This window comes from Streptomyces sp. 3330, assembly GCF_031456635.1.
Taxonomy (GTDB): domain Bacteria; phylum Actinomycetota; class Actinomycetes; order Streptomycetales; family Streptomycetaceae; genus Streptomyces.
Map to the genome: position 1 here is coordinate 170,949 of NZ_JAVDVA010000008.1, position 21,928 is coordinate 192,876.

The following is a 21,928-nucleotide window of genomic DNA, read 5'->3' on the forward strand; positions in this document are numbered from 1 at the left end:
ACATGGCCTGTGGAACGGGGCCTCCGGCGACAGCGGATACAGTCGGCCCATGACCAAGTGGGAATACGCAACCGTGCCGCTGCTCGTCCACGCAACGAAGCAGATTCTGGACACCTGGGGCGAGGACGGCTGGGAGCTCGTCCAGGTCGTGCCCGGGCCGAACAACCCGGAGCAGCTCGTCGCCTACCTCAAGCGGGCGAAGGCGTGAGCGCGGTCGAGGCGAGGCTCACCGAGCTGGGGCTGACCCTGCCGGCGGTCGTGCCGCCCCTCGCGGCCTACCAGCCTGCCGTGCAGTCCGGCCCGTACGTGTACACGGCCGGCCAGCTGCCCATGGTGGACGGCAAGCTGCCGATCACCGGCAAGGTGGGCGCCGAGGTCACGCCCGAGGAGGCCAAGGAGCTGGCCCGCACCTGCGCGCTGAACGCCCTGGCCGCCGTCAAGTCGGTCGCGGGCGACCTGGACCGCATCGCGCGCGTCGTGAAGGTCGTGGGCTTCGTGGCGTCGGCGTCGGACTTCACCGGCCAGCCCGCCGTCCTCAACGGCGCGAGCGAGCTGCTGGGCGAGGTCCTCGGCGACAAGGGCGTGCACGCGCGCAGTGCCGTGGGCGTCGCGGTGCTGCCGCTGGACGCGCCCGTCGAGGTCGAGATCCAGGTGGAGCTCGTTCCGTAGCCGCTCCTGTTCCGCAGCCGCCGTCCGGCGGCTGCCCGGCGGGCGCTGTCCCGTCGCCGTCCGGTGGTCGTTTCCGTCCCGTGGGCGCCTTCGCCCTGTAGGTGCCTTGCGGACGTCTCTCGCGGGGGCCCCACCGGCCTCCCGCGGGCGTCCCCGGAGCCTCCCGCGGACGCTCTGACCTCGGGGACCTCTCGAACATTCGCGCACCACGGGATAGCCTCGCGCCCATGGCGAATGGGCAGTGGTTTCCCCAGGACTGGCCGGAACGCATCCGCGCGCTCGCGGCCGGCACTCTCACCCCGGTCGTCCCGAAGCGCGCGGCCACCGTCATGCTCCTGAAGGACACCGACGGCGGCCCTGTCGTCCACATGCTGCGCAGACGCGCCTCCATGGCCTTCGCCGGAGGCGCGTACGCCTATCCGGGCGGCGGCGTCGACCCGCGCGACGACGACCTGCACGTCCGCTGGGCGGGCCCCACGCGCGCGTGGTGGGCCGAGCGGCTCGGCGTCGACGAGACGGCGGCCCAGGCGATCGTCTGCGCGGCCGTACGCGAGACCTACGAGGAGGCCGGCGTCCTGCTCGCGGGGCCGACGCCCGACTCCGTCGTCGGTGACACCACGGGCGCCGACTGGGAGACCGACCGGGCCGCGGTGGCAGCCCGGGAACTGTCCTTCGCCGAGTTCCTCGACCGTCGCGGCCTGGTCCTGCGTTCCGACCTGCTCGGCGCGTGGACGCGTTGGATCACCCCGGAGTTCGAGTCCCGCCGCTACGACACCTGGTTCTTCGTGGCCGCGCTCCCCGACGGGCAGCGCACCCGCAACGCCTCCACCGAGGCCGACCGCACGGTGTGGATCCGCCCGGCGGACGCGGCGGCCGGGTACGACAAGGGCGAGCTGCTGATGATGCCGCCCACCGTCGCGACCTTGCGCCGGCTCGTCCCGTACACCACGGCCGCCGAGGCCCTCGCCGCCGCCCCCGACCGCGACCTGACGCCCGTCCTGGCGCAGGCCCGCCTGGAGGAGGGCGAGGTCGTGCTGTCGTGGCCCGGGCACGACGAGTTCACCAAGCACATCCCGACCGGAGCGACCGGAGCGGCCGGAGCGGCCGAGGCGGCTGCCGTGGTCGGCGCGACCGACTCGACCGACTCGACCGGCGCGACCGGCGCGACCGGCGCGACGCCCGGGGGCCCCGCATGACGGTCGTCCGCGGGCGGACGGGCGCGAGCGGTCCTCGGAGCCGGCCGCCCGGCGCAGGACGGGTCTCCAGCCGGCTCCTCGCGCTCCTCATGCCGCCCGGAGCGTCCGGATGCGCCGCGCCGGCCGTCCGCCGCCGGGATGACGTTCCGCCCAGCCCTAGGGAAGGCCCCTCCGCATGACCGACGCAGCCGCTCTCCCCGGCCAGCCGCGAGGCGGGGTCCTCTCCGGCCCGGCCACCGCGCGCGCGGTCAACGTCCTCGCGCCGAACGCCTCCGCGATGACCCTGGACGGCACGAACACCTGGATCGTCTCCGAGCCCGACTCCGACCTGGCGGTCGTCATCGACCCGGGCCCGCTGGACGACGGCCATCTGCGCGCGGTCGTCGACACCGCCGAGCGGGCGGGCAAGCGCGTCGCCCTGACCCTGCTGACGCACGGCCACCCCGACCACGCCGAGGGCGCCGTCCGCTTCGCCGGGCTGACCGGCACGAAGGTGCGGGCCCTGGACCCGGCGCTGCGGCTCGGCGAGGAGGGCCTGGCCGCCGGGAACGTGATCACCGTGGGCGGCCTGGAGCTACGGGTCGTCCCGACGCCCGGCCACACCGCCGACTCCCTCTGCTTCCACCTCCCGGCCGACCGGGCCGTGCTGACGGGCGACACGGTCCTCGGCCGGGGCACGACCGTCGTCGCGCATCCCGACGGCCGTCTGGGTGACTACCTGGACTCCCTGCGGCGGCTCAGGTCCCTCACGGTCGACGACGGCGTCCACACCGTCCTGCCGGGCCACGGACCGGTCCTGGACGACGCGCAGGGCGTCGTGGAGTTCTACCTCGCCCATCGCGCCCATCGCCTCGCCCAGGTCGAGACGGCCGTCGAGAACGGCTACCGCACCCCCGCCGAGGTCGTCGCCCACGTGTACGCCGACGTCGACCGCTCCCTGTGGCCCGCCGCGGAACTGTCCGTGCGGGCGCAGATGGAGTACCTGAGGGAGCACGGGCTCATCCAGGGACCGGCGTAAGGTCCGTCGGTCACGGCCCGTCCGGCCTGGCGGCCTTCACGCCGTGCACGCGCGTGTACTCGGCGGCCAGCCAGGGGCCGAGATCGTCGACGTAGGACGAGAGGACGGCCCGGCTGCCGCTGGGCTCGTACCCGAGGACGGCCGCCGCCCGCAGCTGCTCCGCGCGCCGCGGGTAGGAGGCGCCGAAGGCCTCCGCCATCTCGCGCAGGTCGCTCGTCCAGCCGTTCCAGCGGGGCATGACGAGCGTGAACGCGGTGCGCACGAGGTGGCGGGACATGAACCGGACGAGGGGCCGCAGGGCCTCCTCGGAGTCCTCCGCGGCGGCGATGCGAGCGCGCCAGCGCGGCAGGAGCAGGGCGAGGTCGCCGTTGGTCTCGCGCGCGAGCAGCGTGTCCGGGCGGTAGCGGGGGAGGTGCGCGGCGAGGTCTTCTCCGAGCAGCGGCGTGCACAGGCACGCCAGGAACCATCCCAGGTCGTGCCTCTCCAGGTCGCTCAGCACGCGCGCGTGGCCGACCAGCAGCGTGCCGCCGCCGTCGATCTGCGGGAAATCCCGGTCGAGGGCCTCGTCGAGCGCACGGGCGGCGGCCCGGTCCGGGTCGGCCGGCTCCTCGCGCAGGACCACCAGAAGGTCCAGATCGCTGCGGCCCACGCGCGCGGTGCCGCGCGGGATCGATCCGTAGAGGTACGCGCTGTGCAGCCGAGTGCCGAAGACGCCCGGGATCCGGTCCCGTGCCGCCGCGACGACGGGCCGAAAAGCATCCGCCACGCCCGCGAGGGAGCCCTCGCGGGCGATGTGCCCGTGGGAGTCGAGACCTCGGGAGGAGACCGTTCCCGTCATGGGAGCACTGTGCCGACCAGAACGCCGGTCACCCCGATCGGTCTCCCCCTCGTCCAGCAGGCGCCTAGCGCGACCGCTTGGCCAGTCGCTCCACGTCCAGCAGGATGACCGCCCGCGCCTCCAGGCGCAGCCAGCCGCGCTGGGCGAAGTCCGCCAGCGCCTTGTTCACGGTCTCGCGCGACGCGCCGACGAGCTGGGCCAGCTCCTCCTGCGTCAGGTCGTGGACGACGTGGATGCCCTCTTCGGACTGCACGCCGAAGCGGCGCGAGAGGTCCAGCAGGGCGCGGGCCACGCGGCCGGGGACGTCGGAGAAGACCAGGTCGGACATGGCGTCGTTGGTCTTGCGCAGGCGCCGGGCGACGGCGCGCAGCAGCGCGGTGGCCACCTCGGGCCGGGCGTTCAGCCAGGGCTGGAGGTCGCCGTGGCCGAGGCCGAGGAGCTTGACCTCGGTGAGGGCGGTGGCCGTCGCCGTGCGCGGGCCCGGGTCGAAGAGCGACAGCTCACCGATGAGCTCGCTGGGACCGACCACGGCCAGCATGTTCTCCCGGCCGTCCGGGGATGTGCGGTGGAGCTTGACCTTGCCCTCGGTGACGACGTAGAGCCGGTCGCCCGGGTCGCCCTCGTGGAAAAGGGAGTCGCCACGGGCCAGGGTCACCTCGCTCATGGAGGCGCGCAGTTCCGCGGCCTGCTCGTCGTCGAGTGCCGCGAAGAGCGGGTTGCGCCGCAGAACGTCGTCCACGAGTTCTCTCCTTGTCGACCTGCTCAGGGGATCTTGCTCCCCCGCTTACCAGGGGACCGTGTTCCCCATTTTGCTGGACGGTCCAAACAGTGTGATCTGTCACAAGGATGCCGCACACGTGTCCCGAGGTAAGCGGCAGGGGTCCAATTGGGGGCCGATCTTCAGGGTCCGGGGCGGATGTCCGTGCCGGGCTTTAGGCTGGCCGAGTGTCCAAATCGCCGGTGAGAGCACAGGCCAAGGGGGCTGGGCGGGTGGTTGTACGTCGCGTTTCCGCTGTGGGCGAACAGGACCCCGGTCGTGGTAGGAAAACGGCAAAGGTGACAAACGAAATGCCTGCGAAGAAAGCGGCCGACAGCGGGAAGACGGCCGTCAAGAAGGTCGCGGCCGAGCGCATCGCGGCCAAGGACTCCGCAGACAAGGACACCGTGAGCGAGCAGCCCGTGAAAAAGGGTTCCGGGAGCAAGACTTCCCGGAGCAAGACTTCCGGCAACAAGGGCGCCGTCGTCAAGAAGCCCGAGTCGCACACCGCTCTCGTCCGGCGCGCCCGGCGCATCAATCGCGAGCTTGCCGAGATCTACCCCTACGCCCACCCCGAGCTGGACTTCGAGAACCCCTTCCAGCTGGTGGTCGCCACGGTCCTGTCCGCCCAGACCACCGACCTCCGGGTGAACCAGACGACCCCGGCCCTCTTCGCCAAGTACCCCACCCCCGAGGATCTGGCCGCCGCCGACCCGGAGGAGGTCGAGGAGATCCTCCGTCCCACCGGCTTCTTCCGCGCCAAGACCAAGTCGGTGATGGGTCTCTCCAAGGCGCTGGTGGAGGAGTTCGGCGGAGAGGTCCCCGGGCGCCTGGAGGACCTGGTCAAGCTGCCCGGCGTCGGCCGCAAGACGGCCTTCGTGGTGCTGGGGAACGCGTTCGGCCGGCCCGGGATCACCGTGGACACGCACTTCCAGCGGCTCGTACGGCGCTGGCAGTGGACCGAGGCGACGGAGCCCGACAAGATCGAGGCGGCCGTCGGCGCGCTCTTCCCCAAGAGCGACTGGACGATGCTCTCGCACCATGTGATCTTCCACGGCCGCCGCATCTGCCACGCCCGCAAGCCCGCCTGCGGCGCCTGCCCCATCGCGCCGCTCTGCCCGGCGTACGGCGAGGGCGAGACGGACCCGGAGAAGGCGAAGAAGCTCCTGAAGTACGAGAAGGGCGGCTTCCCCGGCCAGCGCCTGAAGCCGCCTCAGTCCTACCTGGACGCGGGCGGCCGTCCCGCCCCGCCGCTGGGGGCCGGATGACGGAAGGGCTGACGGCGGCCCGGACCGAACGGGCCGCGCGGGCCGGACGGGACGCCTGTGCGGCACGGGCCGAACGGGATGCCCGGGCGGTCCGCGCGGAACGGGCGGTACGGGTGGAACGGAACGAACGGGCTGCACGGGCCGACGCGGGACGGCCGGCCGGCGCGGGGCGGCACGCCTCATGTCTGCGCGCGACACCCGCGACCCGGAGCACACGTACGACGCGTACGACCATGACGACCGGCAGGGTGCGTGCGACCCGCACGGCATGCGCGACCCGCACGGCATGCACGCCATGCGCGACCCGCACGGCATGCACGCCATGCGCGGCATGGAGACCATGCGCGACCCGCACGGCATGGAGGCCATGCGCGACCCGCACGGCACGTGCGAGCCACAGGACACGGACACGCACGCTCGGGGGACGGCTCGCGGAACGATCTGTCGGTTCCCGGGCGTTGGACAGGGCAGAACGGGGGGTGGTGCGGCGATGACACGCGCGAGCAACACGCAGGGCGGTGCGGTGACGCTCAGCAAAGAGGGCCTGCCCGCCTGGCTGGACCCGGTGGTGCACGCCGTGGAGACGGTCAAGCCGCTCCAGCTCAGCCGCTTCCTGCCCCCGGAGAACGGCGCGGGTCGCCAGTCGGCCGTCCTGATCCTGTTCGGCGAGGGTGAGCGCGGCCCCGAGCTGCTGCTCATGGAGCGCGCCAGCTCCCTGCGTTCCCACGCGGGCCAGCCCTCCTTCCCGGGCGGCGCCCTCGACCCGGAGGACGGCGACCCGCACGGCGACGGGCCGCTGCGGGCCGCCCTGCGCGAGGCCGAGGAGGAGACCGGCCTCGATCCGGCCGGCGTCCAGCTCTTCGGTGTGCTGCCCAAGCTGTACATCCCGGTCAGCGGTTTCGTCGTGACCCCCGTCCTGGGCTGGTGGCGCGAGCCGAGCCCGGTCGGCGTCGTCGATCCGGCGGAGACGGCCCGCGTCTTCACGGTTCCCGTGGCGGATCTCACGAACGCGGAGAACCGCGCCATGACCGTGCACCCCAGCGGTCACCGCGGTCCGGCGTTTCTGGTCGAATCCGCCCTTGTGTGGGGCTTCACGGCCGGTGTGATCGACCGCCTGCTGCACTTCGCGGGCTGGGAGCACCCCTGGGACCGCGAGAAGCAGGTCCCGCTCGACTGGCGGTCATGACAGGGTGTCCACCGTGCTGTGTCTGCCGGGGGCAAGCTCTGCCCCATCGCCGCTTCGCGGCGGGTCGGACCCCCGGCCGACCTGTGGTGACCGCGAATTGATGAGGCGAGGCGCGAAGCGGTGAACGTGCTGGACATCCTGTTGCTGGTCGCGGCCGTCTGGTTCGCGGTCGTCGGCTACCGCCAGGGCTTCGTCGTCGGCATCCTGTCGGTGATCGGTTTCCTGGGGGGCGGCCTCGTCGCCGTCTACCTGCTGCCCGTGATCTGGGACGCGCTGACCGACAACTCCGAGGTGAGCACCACGGCCGCCGTCGTCGCGGTCATCGTTGTGATCGTCTGCGCGTCGATCGGCCAGGCCCTCACCACCCACCTGGGCAACAAGCTGCGCCGCTACATCACCTGGTCCCCGGCCCGCGCGCTGGACGCGACCGGCGGAGCGCTGGTCAACGTCGTGGCGATGCTGCTGGTGGCGTGGCTGATCGGATCCGCCCTGGCCGGCACCACCCTGCCCACGCTGGGCAAGGAGGTCCGCAGCTCCAAGGTGCTGCACGGGGTCTCCGACGCGCTGCCCGACCAGGCCGACACCTGGTTCGCCGACTTCTCCTCCGTCCTCGCGCAGAACGGCTTCCCGCAGGTCTTCAGCCCGTTCTCCAACGAGCCGATCACCGACGTCCAGCCGCCCGACCCGGCCCTGGCGAACAGCGCGGTGGCCAAGCGCGCGCAGCGCTCCATCGTCAAGGTCATGGGCACCGCCGAGAGCTGCGGCAAGGTCCTGGAGGGCACCGGCTTCGTCTTCGGCGAGCGCCGCGTCATGACCAACGCGCACGTTGTGGGCGGCGTCGACGAACCCACCGTCCAGATAGGCGGTGAGGGCCGCAAGTACGACGCCACGGTCGTCCTCTACGACTGGAAGCGCGACATCGCCGTCCTGGACGTGCCCGATCTCGACGCGCCCGTCCTGCAGTTCACCACCAAGGACGCGGTGAGCAGCGACGACGCGATCATCGCCGGGTTCCCCGAGAACGGGTCGTACGACGTCCGTGCCGCGCGGGTGCGGGGGCGCATCACAGCCAACGGGCCGGACATCTACCACCGCACCACCGTGCGCCGCGACGTGTACTCGCTGTTCACGACTGTCCGTCAGGGCAACTCCGGAGGACCGCTGCTCACCACCGACGGCAAGGTGTACGGCGTGGTCTTCGCGAAGTCCCTCGACGACGCCGAGACCGGCTACGCCCTCACCGCGGACGAGATCCAGCAGGACATCACCGAGGGGCGTACCGCGGGCCAGCAGGTGGACAGCGACAGCTGCGCTCTTTGAGGAGCCGCGGGGAGGGCCTCGCACAGGAGCCCCGCGGAGAGAACTCTCCGCGGGACCCTCGGAGATGCTCCGCCGGGTCAGCCTCGAGGATGACGCAGGCGGACCGAGACCCAGCGGGCCCGGCGGCGCAGGATGCGCGGAATACCCACTCGGAGGTCCGAGCCCGGCAGTTGCGGGTCGGCACCTCGTCGGTGGGGGCTCAGGCCACTGCCCGAGCGACGGTTGCGTGCTGCATCACTGTAGTCGTGCGTCCAGCCCATACACCGACGTCTGCCCCTGCCCCAAGGTCGATAACCGCGCTCGGAGCGGCCAATTGGCCTATGCGCCGGGCATTTGGCTGTTCGTCGTACAGATGTTCAGGAGTGGGTGCCGGGCGCGACCGTTCGGTCACCGATCGGGCTCGGGATCCTTCAGCCAATTGACCAGTTCGGTGGAGAAAGCGACCGGATCCTCCTCGTGCGGGAAGTGGCCGAGCCCGTCGAACAGCCGCCAGCGGTACGGCGCTTCGACGTACTCCCCGGAGCCGGCCGCGCTGCGGGTGCGCATCACCGGATCGAGGGACCCGTGCAGATGCAGCGTGGGCACGCGCACGGGCCGCTTCATGCGCCGGTAGAACTGGAAGCCGTCCGGCCGGGCCATCGAGCGCACCAGCCACCGGTACGGCTCGACGGAGCAGTGCGCGGTGGACGGGATGCACATGGCGCGCTGATAGGTCTGCAGCGCCTCGTCCTCCGGCGGGCGCGGCCCGGACCAGTCACGGATCAGGCGGCCCACCAGTTCGCCGTCGTCGGCGGTGAGCTGCCGCTCGGGGATCCACGGCCGCTGGAACCCCCAGATGTGGGAGCTCGCGGTCGTCTGCCGGGCGTCGGCGAGCATCGCCGAGCGCCAGCGCCGGGGATGCGGCATCGAGGCGACGGCGAGCCTGCGGACGAGCTTGGGGCGCATCACGGCCGCCGTCCACGCCAGGTAGCCGCCCAGGTCGTGGCCGACCAGCGCGGCGTCGGGCTCGCCCAGGGAGCGGATCACGCCGGTGATGTCGAGGGCGAGGTTGGCCGGGTCGTAGCCGCGCGGCGTACGGTCGCTGCCGCCCACGCCCCGCAGGTCCATCGCGACGGCCCGGAAGCCCGCGTCGGCCAGCGCGACCAGTTGGTGCCGCCACGTCCACCAGAACTGCGGGAAGCCGTGGACGAGCATGACCAGCGGACCGTCGCCGAGCTCGGCGATGTGGAAGCGGGCGCCGTTCGCGGCGACCTCGCGGTGGGTGACCTTGACGCCGCAGACGGCGTCCGGCCGGACGACCGAAGCGGGCTGGGCCGGAGGAGTGGCGGGGTCCGTCATGACGACGAGCGTGCCACAGCCTCGATGGCCTCCGGGACCCGGTCCTTCGGGAGCTCGGACCGCGGGTGCGGCTTGGCGTTCTGCAGGACGCCCGCCGACTCCTTCATGGACGCGGCGACCTTCTGCGGGCCCTTGCCCTTCTGCGCCTTCTTCGCGAAGACCACGCCGATCAGGACGAGGACGAGCGCGACCAGCACGTTCGCCGCGAAGGAGAGCAGGAAGCAGATCGCGAGGTTCCAGTCGCTCCAGGTCCGAATGCCGTACGCCAGCGCGAAGTTGAGCATCGGCAGGGAGAACAGCAGGACCGCGCCGGCGACCGAGAACGCCCCGCCGCTCGCCGCTCCGCGCTTGACGTCCTGCTTCAGCTGCGCCTTCGCCAGCGCGATCTCGTCGTGCACCAGCGCCGACAATTCGGTCGTCGCCGAGGCGAACAGCTGGCCGATGCTGCGTTCGGCGCCGACCGGGCTGCCGTCGGGTGCGCTCATCGCGTTCTCCCTCTCCTGCTGCTGTGCTGCTTCTGGCTTCTTTTGTACCGTCCCGTCAGATCATGCCGGACGGTTGCCCTCCTCGCCTGCCCCGCCCGTCACTTCGGCAGGCCCGTGGCGCGTGTCGGCCCCTCCCCGGGCTCGCCCCGTGGCTCCTCGACGGCCCCCTCGCGGCCGTTCTCGCGGGCGGCCTCTCGGGCGATCTCCTCGGCCCGGCGGCGGTGCTCGGCGGCCTTGCCGTCGTAGATCTCCGCCATCCGCAGGTGGTAGGCCGGGTCGTGCTCCTCGTACACGTCCGGGATGCCGTCGAGGTCGTCGTCGCGCTCCTCGGCCTCCCACATCCGGCGGTACTCGGCGTTGCGCAGTTTGAGCAGGACCGTCGCGAGGGTCGCCGCGATCAGCGAGCCCAGCAGCACGGCGGCCTTGACCTCGTCGGTCAGCACCGCGTCGCCCTCGAAGGCGAGCTCTCCGATCAGCAGCGACACGGTGAAGCCGATGCCGGCGAGGGACGCGACGGCGAAGACGTCGGCCCAGGCGAGGTCCTCGCTCAGCGAAGCCCGGGTGAAGCGGGCGGTCAGCCAGGTCCCGCCGAAGATGCCGATCGTCTTGCCGACGACCAGGCCGAGGACGACTCCGAGCGTCTCCGGCTTGCCGAACACGTCGCCGATCGCGTTCCCCGAGATCGCCACACCGGCACTGAACAGGGCGAACAGCGGCACCGCGAGGCCTGCGGAGAGGGGCCGGACAAGGTGCTCGATGCGCTCGCCGGGGGAGTGCTCCTCGCCCTCGCGCCTCGTGCAGCGCAGCATCAGGCCCATCGCGACCCCAGCGATCGTGGCGTGCACGCCGCTGTTGTACATCAGCGCCCAGATGACGAGCGCGAGCGGGACGTAGACGTACCAGCCGGTCACGCCCTTGCGCAGCAGCAGCCAGAACACCAGCAGACCGACGGCCGCGCCACCCAGCGCCACGAAGTCGATGGAGCTCGTGAAGAAGACGGCGATGATCAGGATCGCGAACAGGTCGTCGACGACCGCCAGGGTGAGCAGGAAGGCGCGCAGCGCGCTCGGCAGGGACGTGCCGATGACGGCGAGCACTGCCAGGGCGAACGCGATGTCGGTGGCCGTGGGCACCGCCCAACCGTCCAGCGAGCCCCCGCCGCTGAGGTTGGTGAGCGTGTAGACGAGCGCGGGCACGGCCATCCCGGACAGCGCGGCCGCCACGGGGAGCGCGGCGGCCCTGGGGTCCTTGAGATCACCGGCGACGAGTTCCCGCTTGAGTTCGATGCCGGCGACGAAGAAGAAGATCGCGAGCAGTCCGTCGGCCGCCCAGTGCTCGATCGAGAGGTTCAGCCCGAGGGCTTCGGGACCGAGGTGGAAGTGGCTGACGCTCTCGTAGCTGTCGTGCAGCCCGGGGGCGTTCGCCCAGACCAGCGCCGCGAGGGCGGCGACGAGCAGCAGCACACCGCCGACGGTCTCGGTGCGCAGCGCCTCCGCGACGAAGTTCCGCTCGGGCAGGGACAGACGTCCGAAGACCTTGCGGGGGGTGGTGTTGCGGGGCGCGGACACGGTGGGGGCCTCCGGTCGGTGGGCAGCACGGAACACATGCCGACCAGACTTCCCGGCGCACCTTTTTGTTTAGTCTACCTAAGGTACGCGGGGAGGAATCCGGTGATCCCCACGTTAGGTGCGAAAAGGGCACCCGGCGCGGCTGCCGCCGGGTGCCCTGGTCCGACCTGCTCAGTCCTCGCTGGGCGCGGCCGGGAGCTTCGCCTGGATGAGATCCATGACCGTGGAGTCCGTCAGGGTGGTGACGTCCCCGAGCTGACGGTTCTCCGCGACGTCCCGCAGCAGCCGGCGCATGATCTTGCCGGACCGCGTCTTCGGCAGCTCCGCGACCGGCATGATCCGCTTCGGCTTGGCGATCGGGCCGAGCGTGGCGCCGACGTGGTTGCGCAGGTCGGCGACGAGCTGCTCGTCCTCGGCGTTCGCCGTGCCCCGCAGGATGACGAAGGCGACGATGGCCTGCCCGGTCGTCTCGTCCGCCGCGCCGACGACGGCCGCCTCGGCGACGGCCGGGTGGGACACGAGCGCCGACTCGACCTCGGTGGTGGAGATGTTGTGGCCCGACACGAGCATCACGTCGTCCACCCGCCCGAGGAGCCAGATGTCGCCGTCGTCGTCCTTCTTCGCCCCGTCGCCGGCGAAGTACCGGCCCTCGAAACGGGCCCAGTAGGTGTCGAGGAACCGCTGGTCGTCGCCCCAGATCGTGCGCAGCATCGACGGCCACGGCTCGGTGAGGACCAGGTAGCCACCGCCGCCGTCGGGCACCTCGTTCGCCTCGTCGTCGACGACGGTGGCGGAGATGCCGGGCAGCGGGCGCTGCGCCGAACCGGGCTTGGTCTCGGTGACGCCCGGCAGCGGCGAGATCATCATCGCGCCGGTCTCGGTCTGCCACCAGGTGTCGACGATGGGGGTCCGGTCGCCGCCGATGTGCTTGCGGTACCAGATCCAGGCCTCGGGGTTGATCGGCTCACCGACGGAGCCCAGCACCCGCAGGCTGCTGAGATCGAACTTCGCGGGGATGTCGTCGCCCCACTTCATGAACGTCCGGATGGCGGTCGGCGCCGTGTACAGGATCGTCACTCCGTACTTCTGGATGATCTCCCAGAAGCGGCCCTGGTGGGGGGTGTCGGGCGTGCCCTCGTACATGACCTGGGTCGCGCCGTTCGCCAGCGGCCCGTAGACGATGTACGAGTGCCCGGTGACCCAGCCGACGTCCGCCGTGCACCAGTAGACGTCGGTCTCCGGCTTCAGGTCGAAGACCGCGTGGTGCGTGAACGCCGTCTGCGTGAGGTAGCCGCCGGAGGTGTGCAGGATGCCCTTCGGCTTACCCGTGGTGCCGGAGGTGTAGAGGATGAACAATGGGTGCTCGGCCTCGAAGGCCTCGGGCGTGTGCTCGGCCGACTGACGCTCGACGATCTCGTGCCACCACACGTCACGCTCGCCGTTCCAGGCGACGTCCTGGCCCGTGCGCCGGACGACGAGCACGTGCTCGACGTTGCCCGCGCGGTCGGCCGCGTCGTCGACGGCGGGCTTCAGCGCGGACGGCTTGCCGCGCCGGTATCCGCCGTCGGACGTGATGACGACCTTGGCGTCGGCGTCCTGGATACGGGTGGCCAGCGCGTCCGCCGAGAAGCCGCCGAAGACGACGGAGTGCGCGGCGCCGATCCGGGCGCAGGCCAGCATCGCGATGGCGGTCTCGGGGATCATCGGCATGTAGACGGCGACCCGGTCGCCCTTCTGGACGCCCAGCTCCAGCAGGGCGTTGGCGGCCTTCGACACCTCGTCCTTGAGCTCGGCGTAGGTGATGGCGCGGCTGTCGCCCGGCTCGCCCTCGAAGTGGATGGCGACCCGGTCCCCGTGCCCTGCCTCCACGTGCCGGTCGACGCAGTTGTAGGCGACGTTGAGCTCGCCGTCCTTGAACCACTTGGCGAACGGTGGGTTCGACCAGTCCAGCGTCTCGGTCGGCTCCTTGGCCCAGGTCAGGCGACGGGCCTGCTCGGCCCAGAAGCCGAGCCTGTCCGCCTTGGCCTGCTCGTACGCCTCCGCCGTGACGTTGGCGTCGGCCGCCAGATCGGCGGGCGGCGCGAACCTGCGTTCTTCCTTGAGCAGGTTGGCCAAGGATTCGTTGCTCACGACATCTCCCTCTCGAAGGGTGTCCGTGTCCGTTGTGTCCCAGGCCACAGCTCATCAGACCCAGGGGTCCGGTGACAAGGCCCGACCAAAAATTGGTTTAGACCTGTAGGGGCCGTCGCTTCCCGGCCCCGTTCACGGCGGCCGGAGGCCGTCCCCCGGGGCGACCCAGGGGACATCCGTACCCACGGACACGGAGCGGACGGAGTTCAGCCGGTGTAACGCCTTTCACATCCCCGCCCGCTCCGGCGCTTCGTCGAGAGCCGTCGCGCCGGTCAGGCCGACACGTCCGCCTCGCCCACGTGGCCGAACAGCGCGCCGTCGTCCGAGGCCGCCTCGGTGAGCAGGTACGTCTGTGCCTCACCCACGTGGAAGTACAGCCCGTGCAGCTCCAGCGTCCCGCTCCGCAGCGCCCGGGTCACCGACTCGTGGGCCCGCAGATGCTCCAACTGCTGGACCACGTTGGTCAGGCAGAGCTGCTCGACCGCGTCCACCGGCGCCCGCCCGGCCAGCCGGACGTGTGCACGGCCGTCGTCGGCCATCCGCTCCAGACTCGGCACACCGTGCCGCAGCCACCGCTGCAACGGGGTCCGCGTGCCGCCCGGTTCGGCGCCCAGCAGCGCCTGCATGGCACCGCACCCGGAGTGCCCGCAGACCGTGATGGACCGCACCTCCAGCACGTCCACCGCGTACTCGATCGCGGCCGCCACCGAGTCGTCCCCGCTCTCCTCGCCGGGCGGCGGCACGAGGTTGCCGACGTTGCGCACGACGAACAGGTCGCCCGGACCACTGGAGGTGATCATCGACGTGACCAGCCGGGAGTCGGCGCAGGTGAGGAAGAGCTGTGTGGGCCGCTGTCCCTCCCGGGCCAGTCGCGCCAGCTCACCCCGGACCAGCGGCGCGGTGTTGCGCTGGAACGCGCTGATGCCACGCACCAGCTGATGCCCGCCCGGCTCGACGGCCGCACCTGACTGCCCGTCCTGGACCGACTGCCGCCCTTGGCCGGCCCGGGCTCCCCGGTCCGGGTGGTCTTCCTGACCCGGCTGGTTTTCCTGACCCGGTCGGCCTTCCTGGCCCGGTCGGCCTTCCTGGTTCTCCTGGCCTTCCTGGTTCGGCCGGCCAGGCCGGGGCGGTTGGGCCGGCGGCCCCGGCTCTCCCGACGTGGCTGATTCCTTCGTCTCTGTCGTGTCCCTCCTCCGGGCTGCGCCGGGCGTAGCTGTCGTGGTCGCTGCCCCCGGGGCGTCGTCACCGGTCGATCCTGCTTGCTGCATTGCCTGTTGGGCCGGTGCCGGTGCCGGTGCCGGTGCCGGTGCCGGTGTCTGTGCCGGTGTCTGTGTCTGTGTCTGTGCCGACGTCTGTGGCTGCGTCGCCGGTGGTGTCTGTGGTGTCTGTGTGGTTGCCCGGGGGACTTCGCACTGGTGGTTGCGCCAGGGCGTCCAGGGGCGGCAGCGGCAGTCCGCGATCGGAACCTCGCCGGCGCGAACGGGTTCCGGAGCGGGGGCAGTGGTCGGGTCTCCACCAGCGTCGCCGGTGCCGGAGGAGGTGTCGGTACCGGTGCGGGAGCTGCGAGAGCCGCCGGGACCTGCTTCGGCGTCCGCCTCGATGTCGTGTCCGGTGTCGAGCGCCGTGCCGGAGCGGCGGCCGGTCAGCTCGACGGAGCCACCGCGGGCCGTATGCGTCTTCTGCCAGTCCTGCAGGGCTTCGTACGCCGCGTGGTCCATGAAGGAGCCGTCCAGCTCGACGACGACCGGGGTGGCCTGGGGTACGAGGTGCAGGATGCGGCTCAGCCGCGGCACGGCGAGGAACGTCAACTGGCCTCTGACGTGTACGTGATGGACTCCTTCCTTCTCGTGGTGCGTGATCCGGGTGCGGGCGAGGCGGTGCAGGGCGACGGCCACGGCCACGGCGATGCCGAGCGTCACGCCCTCCAGGACGCCGAGGACGACCACCCCGAGGGTGGTGACGGCGTACACCAGCACCTCGCGGTGGCGGGTCACCGTGCGAATGTGGTGCAGGGAGACCATCTGGATGCCGACGGCCATCACCAGGGCGGCGAGTGAGGCGAGCGGGATGAGATCCAGGATCGGGACCATCAGCAACGCGGCGACTACTACGAGAACGCCGTGCAGCATCGTCGAGTTCCGGCTCACGGCACCGGCTTGGACATTTGCCGAACTGCGCACGGCCACCCCCGCGACCGGCAGCCCGCCGAGGGCTCCGGAGACGATGTTGGCCGCGCCCTGGCCCAGCAGCTCCCGGTCCAGATCGGAGCGGCCGACACGGGTGGAGCGGACGCTGAGCAGGTCCGGCCGCGAGGCGATCAGCTTGTCCACGGCGACCGCACCGAGCAGCGACTGCACGCTGCACACGAGGGTGGTGGTGAGGACCGCGGCCAGGAGCCCGAGCACCGGTCCCTCGGGCAGCCCCGCCAGCGCGTGGCTGCTCCAGGACGGCAGGTCCACCTTGGGCAGGGTGAGGCCCGCGAGGGCGGCGGTGGCGGTGGCGCCGGTGACGGCGACGAGTGCGGCGGGCACTCTCTGGGCCAGGCGGCCCATCCGGCCGGGGATGCGCGGCCAGAGCAGCAGCAGCGTCAGGGTCAGCGCGCTCACGGCCACGGCCGCCGGCTGCAGTCCGGCCAACTGGGCGGGCAGGGCGCGGAGATTGTCGAGGACCGAACTCTGCGGGGTGCCGCCGAGGACGATGTGCAGCTGGGCGACGGCGATGGTGACGCCGATGCCGGCGAGCATGCCGTGCACGATGGCGGGACTGACGGCGAGGGCGGTGCGCGCCACGCGCAGACAGCCGAGGCCCAGCTGGGCGAGCCCGGCGAGGACCGTGATGGCGCATGTCGTCCGCCAGCCGTAGCGCTGGATGAGTTCGGCGGTGACCACGGTCAGTCCGGCTGCGGGGCCGCTGACCTGGAGTGGCGCGCCGCCGACCCGTCCGGCGACGATCCCGCCCACGGCGGCGGCCACGAGGCCCGCCTGGAGCGGCGCGCCGGTGGCGAGGGCGATGCCGAGGGACAGGGGCAGGGCGATCAGGAAGACCGCGATCGAGGCCGACACGTCCGCGCCCGCGATGTGGAAGCGGCGGTGCGGGGCCGGTGGGGGGCTGTGCGGCGGGTGGACCTGGTGGGTGTGCGTCGAGTGATCGGTGCGGGTGGGGGCGCAGGCGGACATGGTTCCCGTCTCCTCCGGGGCAGCGCGGTCGCGGAACATGTGGTCCCCCGTTGGGCGGGGGCGGTCGCGGCCGTGGGTCACGGCGTGCAGCGGCGGGATGAAAAATCAACGCTCGGTAAATAGATCGTAATGCAGAGTAAAGGCCAAGCCTGAATTTTTGCGGCAAATGGGGCAGCTAATCACCCCCGAGAGTGAAGTGGCCTTTTTATCGGCTTGTCGTACTAATTCCTTCTCGACTCCATGCGACCTTGACGGCGCTGCCGGCTCGTCCCGGCGCGTCACCAGAGAACGCCCTCGTCGGCGTTGGCCGAGAGAAGGAAGAAGGTGGGCGGAAGATGGCCGCCACCCAGAGGATCGCCGTCGGCGCAGTAGCCGCCGCGGCTGTCGCCGCATCGCTCGCCGGTTGCGCGACGGGAACCGGGGGGTCAGACGGATCGGGGGAGGGGGTGCCGGGCCCGCAGAAGGCCAAACCGGTGCCGGCCCCCAAGAGCGTCGTCCGCCTGATCGGCGACGGCTCGACCGCGTACACCGGGGCACAGCCCCACCTGCCCCGCCCCGAGCGCCTGAAGACGGGCGAGAAGCCGCCGCAGTTCGTGGTCTTCTCCTGGGACGGCGCGGGCGAGGACAGCCAGAAGCTGTTCTCCCACTTCCGCCAGGTGTCCAAGGACAACCACGCGACGATGACGTACTTCCTCAGCGGCGTGTACATGCTGCCGGAGGAGAAGGCCGACCTGTACAAGCCGCCGCAGCACTCGCCGGGCCGCTCCGACATCGGCTTCAACGACGAGCAGGGCATCGCCGACACCGTGAAGCAGCTGCGCCTGGCGTGGCTGGAGGGCAACGAGATCGGCACCCACTTCAACGGCCACTTCTGCGGGAAGAACGGCGGCGTCGGCGAGTGGTCGGTCGAGGAGTGGAAGGAGGAGATCGGCCAGGCCAAGCAGTTCGTGAAGACCTGGAAGACCAACACCGGCCTGAAGGACGCGTCGCCGCTGCCCTTCGACTACGACAAGGAACTCATCGGCGCCCGCACCCCTTGCCTCGAGGGCCAGAAGAACTTCATGAAGGCCGCCCGCGAACTGGGCTTCCGCTACGACACCAGTGGCGTCAACAACCAGGTGTGGCCCGGCAAGAAGCAGGGCCTGTGGGACCTGTCGATGCAGCTCGTGCCGTTCCCCGGCCACTCCTACGAGCAGCTCACCATGGACTACAACTTCATGGTCAACCAGTCCGGCACCTCCAGCCAGGGCGACCCCGACAAGCGCGAGTTCTGGGGTCACCAGATGCGTGACGGCCTGCTCAAGGGCTTCGACCGGGCCTACTACGGCAACCGGGCGCCGCTGATCATCGGCAACCACTTCGAGTCCTGGAACGGCGGCACGTACATGCGCGCCGTCGAGGAGGTCGTCGAGAACGTCTGCAACAAGCCGGACGTGCGCTGCGTGTCCTTCCGCCAGCTCGCCGACTGGCTGGACGCCCAGGACCCGAACGTCCTGGCCAAGCTGCGCACGCTGGAGGTCGGCGAGTCCCCGAAGCCGGGCTGGTCGTCCTTCCTGTCCGGCGGCCCCGCCCCGGCCCCGAAGGGTGTGCCCGGGGCTCCCGCGGTCAGGCAGTAGGCGCTCGGACCGACGGGTGCCGCAGCCGGATGGCGCCCCGACGGCGATCGGTGACCGGACAGGATCGGGGACCCGAGGCGGTCGGGGATCCGACGGCAACCGTCACCGGCAGAACCCGTCGGGCGGCAGCTGGGACCTTGTCCCCCGGGAAAGCCGGTGCGCGGCACCCGTCACACGGAGGCCGTGAGGCTTTCGCCGAGGACGAATCCGGGGTCGACCTGCGCCGCCAGGTCGACCCCGGTGCGTTCATTGCCCCAGGACTCGGCGTTCTTCAGATGGAAGTGCACCATCTGCCGTGTGTAGCGCTCCCAGTCGCGCCTGGCGTACGCCGAGTCGACGGTCGTCCGGAGCAGGCGAAGCGCGGTGCGGTTGGTGTCCTCCAGGAACGAGAACCGGGGCGGCCGGCCCTTCTCCATGGCGCGCACCCAGTCCGAGTGGCCGACCGTCACGAGCAGATCGTCCCCGACCTCGGCGTGCAGGAATTCGACGTCGTCCTGGCCCTGCACCTTGTTGCCGACGACCTTCAGCTCGACGCCGAAGTCGCGGGCGTACTCCTTGTACTGGCGATAGACGGAGACCCCCTTCCGGGTCGGCTCGGCGACGAGGAACGTGACGTCGAAGCGGGTGAACATGCCGGAGGCGAAGGAGTCCGAGCCCGCGGTCATGTCGACCACGACGTACTCGTCAGGGCCGTCCACCAGGTGGTTCAGGCACAGCTCCACCGCTCCCGTCTTCGAGTGGTAACAGGAGACCCCGAGGTCGGCGTCCGTGAAGGGTCCCGTGACCATCAAACGGACGGCGCCGCCGTCGAGTTCCACCGGCCGGGCGCAGGCGTCGTACACCGGATTGTCCTCGCACACCCGCAGCAACCGGGAGCCCCCGCCGGGCGGCGTGGTCTTGATCATCGTCTCGGCGGAGCCGACGCGGGGGTTGGTGCCGCGCAGGTATTCCTTGATCAGCGGCAGTCGGTCGCCCATGGCGGGCAGTCCGGCGGCCTCCGCCTCGTCGAGGCCGAGGGCGGGCCCCAGATGTTGGTTGATGTCCGCGTCGACCGCGATCACGGGCGCGCCGTCGGCGACGAGGTGGCGGATGAACAGGGAGGACAGGGTGGTCTTGCCGCTGCCGCCCTTCCCGACGAAAGCAATTTTCATGTTCACCAAGGGTAGTGGCGCGATAGCCGTGGGTGGCAGGCGTGCGTGAAGAAGACCACTCCTTCGTGGGGTGCGCGCGCTGGTTGCGTAGGGTCGTACTCATGAGTACGACAGGCGCGTCCGCCGATCCGCTCGCGGCCCTGGGTTCCCTGCCCGGTGTGGCCGAGTCCGTCGAGACCATGCGCAAGGCCGTGGACCGGGTCTACGGCCACCGCGTCATGCGCCGCCGCAGCAACGAGATCACCTCCGAGGCCGCATTGCGCGGAGCCCGTGGCTCGGCGGCCCTGTCCGGCGCGGACTGGGCGCTGGAAGAGGTGCGCCGCCGCACCGACTTCGGCGCCGACGACGAGGCCCGCGTCATGGGTGCAGCGCTGCGGCTGTCCGCCGAGGCGGGCCAGCTGCTGTCCATCTGGCGCCAGTCGCCGCTGCGGGTGCTGGCACGGCTCCATCTGGTGGCCGCGGCGACCAGCGATGACGAGGTCGGACGTCCGCGCCAGGCGGGCGAGTCGGTCGACGAGCCGCTGATCGAGCTGCCGCTGCCGGACGCCGCCGAGGTGGCCGGCCGCCTCGAGGGGCTGTCCGAGCTGATCATCGCGGGAGGCTCCGCGCCCGCCCTGGTGACCGCCTCCGTCGTCCATGGCGAGCTGCTCGCCCTGCGCCCGTTCACCTCCCATAACGGCCTGGTCGCCCGGGCCGCCGAGCGCATCGTCCTGATCGGCAGCGGCCTCGACCCCAAGTCGGTCTGCCCGGCCGAGGTGGGGCACGCCGAACTGGGACGGGCGGCCTATCTGGCGGCCCTGGACGGCTATGTCTCCGGGACCCCCGACGGCATGGCGGCCTGGATCGCGCACTGCGGCAGGGCGGTCGAACTGGGCGCCCGCGAGTCGACGGCGGTGTGCGAGGCGCTTCAGCGCGGGGCGGCGTGAGCCGCACGCGCGCGTGAAGCCCGGGTAGGGAAAAGGCCCCCTTTCGGGGGCCCTGCAAAGGGTTGCGGCGGTACGAGTTCTCGTACCGCCGCTGGCATGCTCACCCGGTTACCAAGCGTCCTCGATATATTGCCCATCAGGCCGGGAACTTTGCCCGTGACCTGGTGCGGCTGGCCCGTAATCGACGGGTCGACGTCGCGTGGGTGCCCAGTGGTCATGCGCGGTCCGTGGGGCCAAATGCGTTATTAAGGTGATCCTCTCGGATGTCCTTGGTCTCGCGGGCCGATACGTCCTTTGTACTCCTGGACCCCGACAAGCGGAAGTGGTGGCATCAGTTCTTTGCTTTTGCTCCCAAACGGGTTCCAAACGGTCACCCCTGAGGGGCGGTCGTTACGCGCGGGTCCCCGTTCAGACGGCTGCCGCCCGGCGTCGGTTCGCGTACCAGACCAGGCCCGCGGTGGCCGCGGCCGCTCCTATCGCCGCGGCCGCGACGAGCGCGGGGCGGGGCGGTACGGAGAACGAGGGAATCCGCTGCTTGAGGCGCACCGGCCGGTGGAAGTCGAGAATCGGCCACCCGCGGGCGACGGCCTCGCGCCGCAGGGCGCGGTCCGGGTTCACGGCGTGTGGGTGACCCACCTCCTGCAGCATCGGAAGGTCGGTCGCCGAGTCGCTGTAGGCGTAGCAGCGCGAGAGGTCGTACCCCTCCGACTCGGCCAGTTCCTTGATCGCCTCCGCCTTGGTCGGGCCGTAGGCGTAGTACTCCACCTCGCCGGTGAAGCAGCCGTCCTCGCCCACGACCATGCGGGTGGCGACCACGCGGTCCGCGCCGAGCAGTTCGCCGATCGGTTCCACCACCTCGGCGCCCGACGTGGACACGATCACGACGTCACGGCCCGCCGTGTGGTGCTCCTCGATCAGGGAGGCCGCCTCGTCGTAGATCAGGGGGTCGATGAGGTCGTGAAGGGTCTCGGCCACGATCTCCTTCACCTGTTGGACGTTCCAGCCGCGCACGAGGGCGGACAGGTACTCGCGGGTCCGTTCCATCTGGTCGTGGTCCATACCGCCCACGAGGAAGACGAACTGGGCGTATGCGGTCCGCAGGGCGGCCCTGCGGTTGATCAGACCGCCTTGGTAGAAGGACTTGCTGAAGGTGAGCGTGCTCGACTTCGCAATGACCGTCTTGTCCAGGTCAAAGAAGGCCGCTGTGCGGGGCAAGGAGTGGTTTTCCACAACCATGAGCATAGGGGCAGCCCATTCGGCGTAAGGTGGGCGCGTGGGTTTGCCTG

Annotated in this window: 19 protein-coding genes; 9 read left to right on the plus strand and 10 right to left on the minus strand. The window is 71.1% G+C overall.

Annotated features, from left to right (window positions below; genetic code table 11):
* The first annotated feature begins 49 nt into the window (after window positions 1–49).
* The 4 genes from J2X68_RS16135 (at window position 50) to J2X68_RS16150 (ending at window position 2,883) form a co-directional block, all read left to right on the plus strand.
* Complete coding sequence (locus J2X68_RS16135) at window positions 50–208, plus strand: DUF4177 domain-containing protein (protein ID WP_020129281.1); 159 nt, start codon at window positions 50–52, stop codon at window positions 206–208.
* The gene (locus tag J2X68_RS16140) at window positions 205–669 is read left to right on the plus strand and encodes a RidA family protein (RefSeq protein WP_310433229.1); all 465 of its coding nucleotides are present in this window, start codon (window positions 205–207) and stop codon (window positions 667–669) included. The genes J2X68_RS16135 and J2X68_RS16140 overlap by 4 nt, the downstream gene beginning before the upstream one ends.
* Window positions 670–896: 227 nt before the next feature.
* Entirely contained in the window at window positions 897–1,865 is a 969-nt protein-coding gene (locus J2X68_RS16145; RefSeq protein WP_310433230.1) for an NUDIX hydrolase, read from the plus strand.
* A 175-nt stretch (window positions 1,866–2,040) separates the two neighbouring features.
* On the plus strand, window positions 2,041–2,883 hold the full coding sequence (locus tag J2X68_RS16150) for an MBL fold metallo-hydrolase (protein WP_310433231.1): 843 nt from the start codon (window positions 2,041–2,043) through the stop codon (window positions 2,881–2,883).
* A gap of 10 nt (window positions 2,884–2,893) precedes the next feature.
* Here J2X68_RS16150 and J2X68_RS16155 read toward each other — a convergent pair whose 3' ends face one another.
* Entirely contained in the window at window positions 2,894–3,721 is an 828-nt protein-coding gene (locus tag J2X68_RS16155; RefSeq protein WP_310433232.1) for a nucleotidyltransferase domain-containing protein, read from the minus strand.
* A gap of 64 nt (window positions 3,722–3,785) precedes the next feature.
* Window positions 3,786–4,460 (minus strand): Crp/Fnr family transcriptional regulator, encoded by a 675-nt coding sequence (locus J2X68_RS16160; RefSeq protein WP_020129286.1) that lies wholly within the window; start codon window positions 4,458–4,460, stop codon window positions 3,786–3,788.
* Window positions 4,461–4,789: 329 nt separating this feature from the next.
* Here J2X68_RS16160 and nth point away from each other — a divergent pair, with 329 nt between their 5' ends.
* The 3 genes from nth to J2X68_RS16175 all read left to right on the plus strand — a co-directional run bounded on the left by nth (window position 4,790) and on the right by J2X68_RS16175 (window position 8,252).
* On the plus strand, window positions 4,790–5,746 hold the full coding sequence (gene nth / locus J2X68_RS16165) for an endonuclease III (protein WP_310433233.1): 957 nt from the start codon (window positions 4,790–4,792) through the stop codon (window positions 5,744–5,746).
* Between the two features lie 490 nt (window positions 5,747–6,236).
* On the plus strand, window positions 6,237–6,932 hold the full coding sequence (locus J2X68_RS16170; protein ID WP_310433342.1) for a CoA pyrophosphatase: 696 nt from the start codon (window positions 6,237–6,239) through the stop codon (window positions 6,930–6,932).
* Between the two features lie 120 nt (window positions 6,933–7,052).
* A complete protein-coding gene (locus tag J2X68_RS16175) occupies window positions 7,053–8,252 on the plus strand; it encodes a MarP family serine protease (RefSeq protein WP_310433234.1) in 1,200 nt (399 codons plus the stop codon).
* 77 nt (window positions 8,253–8,329) lie between these two features.
* Here J2X68_RS16175 and J2X68_RS16180 read toward each other — a convergent pair whose 3' ends face one another.
* The 6 genes from J2X68_RS16180 to J2X68_RS16205 form a co-directional block, all read right to left on the minus strand.
* Entirely contained in the window at window positions 8,330–8,512 is a 183-nt protein-coding gene (locus J2X68_RS16180; protein WP_310433235.1) for a hypothetical protein, read from the minus strand.
* 127 nt (window positions 8,513–8,639) lie between these two features.
* On the minus strand, window positions 8,640–9,590 hold the full coding sequence (locus J2X68_RS16185) for an alpha/beta hydrolase (protein ID WP_310433236.1): 951 nt from the start codon (window positions 9,588–9,590) through the stop codon (window positions 8,640–8,642).
* Window positions 9,587–10,075, minus strand: a complete 489-nt coding sequence (locus J2X68_RS16190; protein ID WP_310433237.1) for a phage holin family protein — start codon at window positions 10,073–10,075, stop codon at window positions 9,587–9,589. Before J2X68_RS16190 ends, J2X68_RS16185 begins: the two co-directional genes overlap by 4 nt.
* Window positions 10,076–10,173: 98 nt before the next feature.
* Window positions 10,174–11,643 (minus strand): Na+/H+ antiporter NhaA, encoded by a 1,470-nt coding sequence (nhaA, locus tag J2X68_RS16195; RefSeq protein WP_310433238.1) that lies wholly within the window; start codon window positions 11,641–11,643, stop codon window positions 10,174–10,176.
* 171 nt (window positions 11,644–11,814) lie between these two features.
* Window positions 11,815–13,773, minus strand: coding sequence for an acetate--CoA ligase (gene acs / locus J2X68_RS16200; protein ID WP_310433239.1), 1,959 nt, complete (start codon window positions 13,771–13,773; stop codon window positions 11,815–11,817).
* A 272-nt stretch (window positions 13,774–14,045) separates the two neighbouring features.
* Entirely contained in the window at window positions 14,046–16,949 is a 2,904-nt protein-coding gene (locus tag J2X68_RS16205) for a SulP family inorganic anion transporter (protein ID WP_310433240.1), read from the minus strand.
* Window positions 16,950–17,284: 335 nt separating this feature from the next.
* Between J2X68_RS16205 and J2X68_RS16210 the strand changes: the two genes are divergently transcribed.
* Window positions 17,285–18,565 carry a hypothetical protein gene (locus J2X68_RS16210; protein ID WP_310433241.1) on the plus strand — a complete coding sequence of 427 codons (1,281 nt, stop codon included), beginning with the start codon at window positions 17,285–17,287 and terminating at the stop codon, window positions 18,563–18,565.
* Window positions 18,566–18,735: 170 nt separating this feature from the next.
* Here the strand turns inward: J2X68_RS16210 and J2X68_RS16215 are convergent, their stop codons facing one another.
* Complete coding sequence (locus J2X68_RS16215; RefSeq protein ID WP_310433242.1) at window positions 18,736–19,716, minus strand: ATP-binding protein; 981 nt, start codon at window positions 19,714–19,716, stop codon at window positions 18,736–18,738.
* A 101-nt stretch (window positions 19,717–19,817) separates the two neighbouring features.
* Here J2X68_RS16215 and J2X68_RS16220 point away from each other — a divergent pair, with 101 nt between their 5' ends.
* A complete protein-coding gene (locus J2X68_RS16220; protein WP_310433243.1) occupies window positions 19,818–20,642 on the plus strand; it encodes an oxidoreductase in 825 nt (274 codons plus the stop codon).
* A gap of 408 nt (window positions 20,643–21,050) precedes the next feature.
* On the opposite strand, the gene J2X68_RS16225 is transcribed toward J2X68_RS16220, so the two are convergent.
* The gene (locus tag J2X68_RS16225; RefSeq protein ID WP_310433244.1) at window positions 21,051–21,884 is read right to left on the minus strand and encodes an HAD family hydrolase; all 834 of its coding nucleotides are present in this window, start codon (window positions 21,882–21,884) and stop codon (window positions 21,051–21,053) included.
* Window positions 21,885–21,928: the final 44 nt, after the last annotated feature.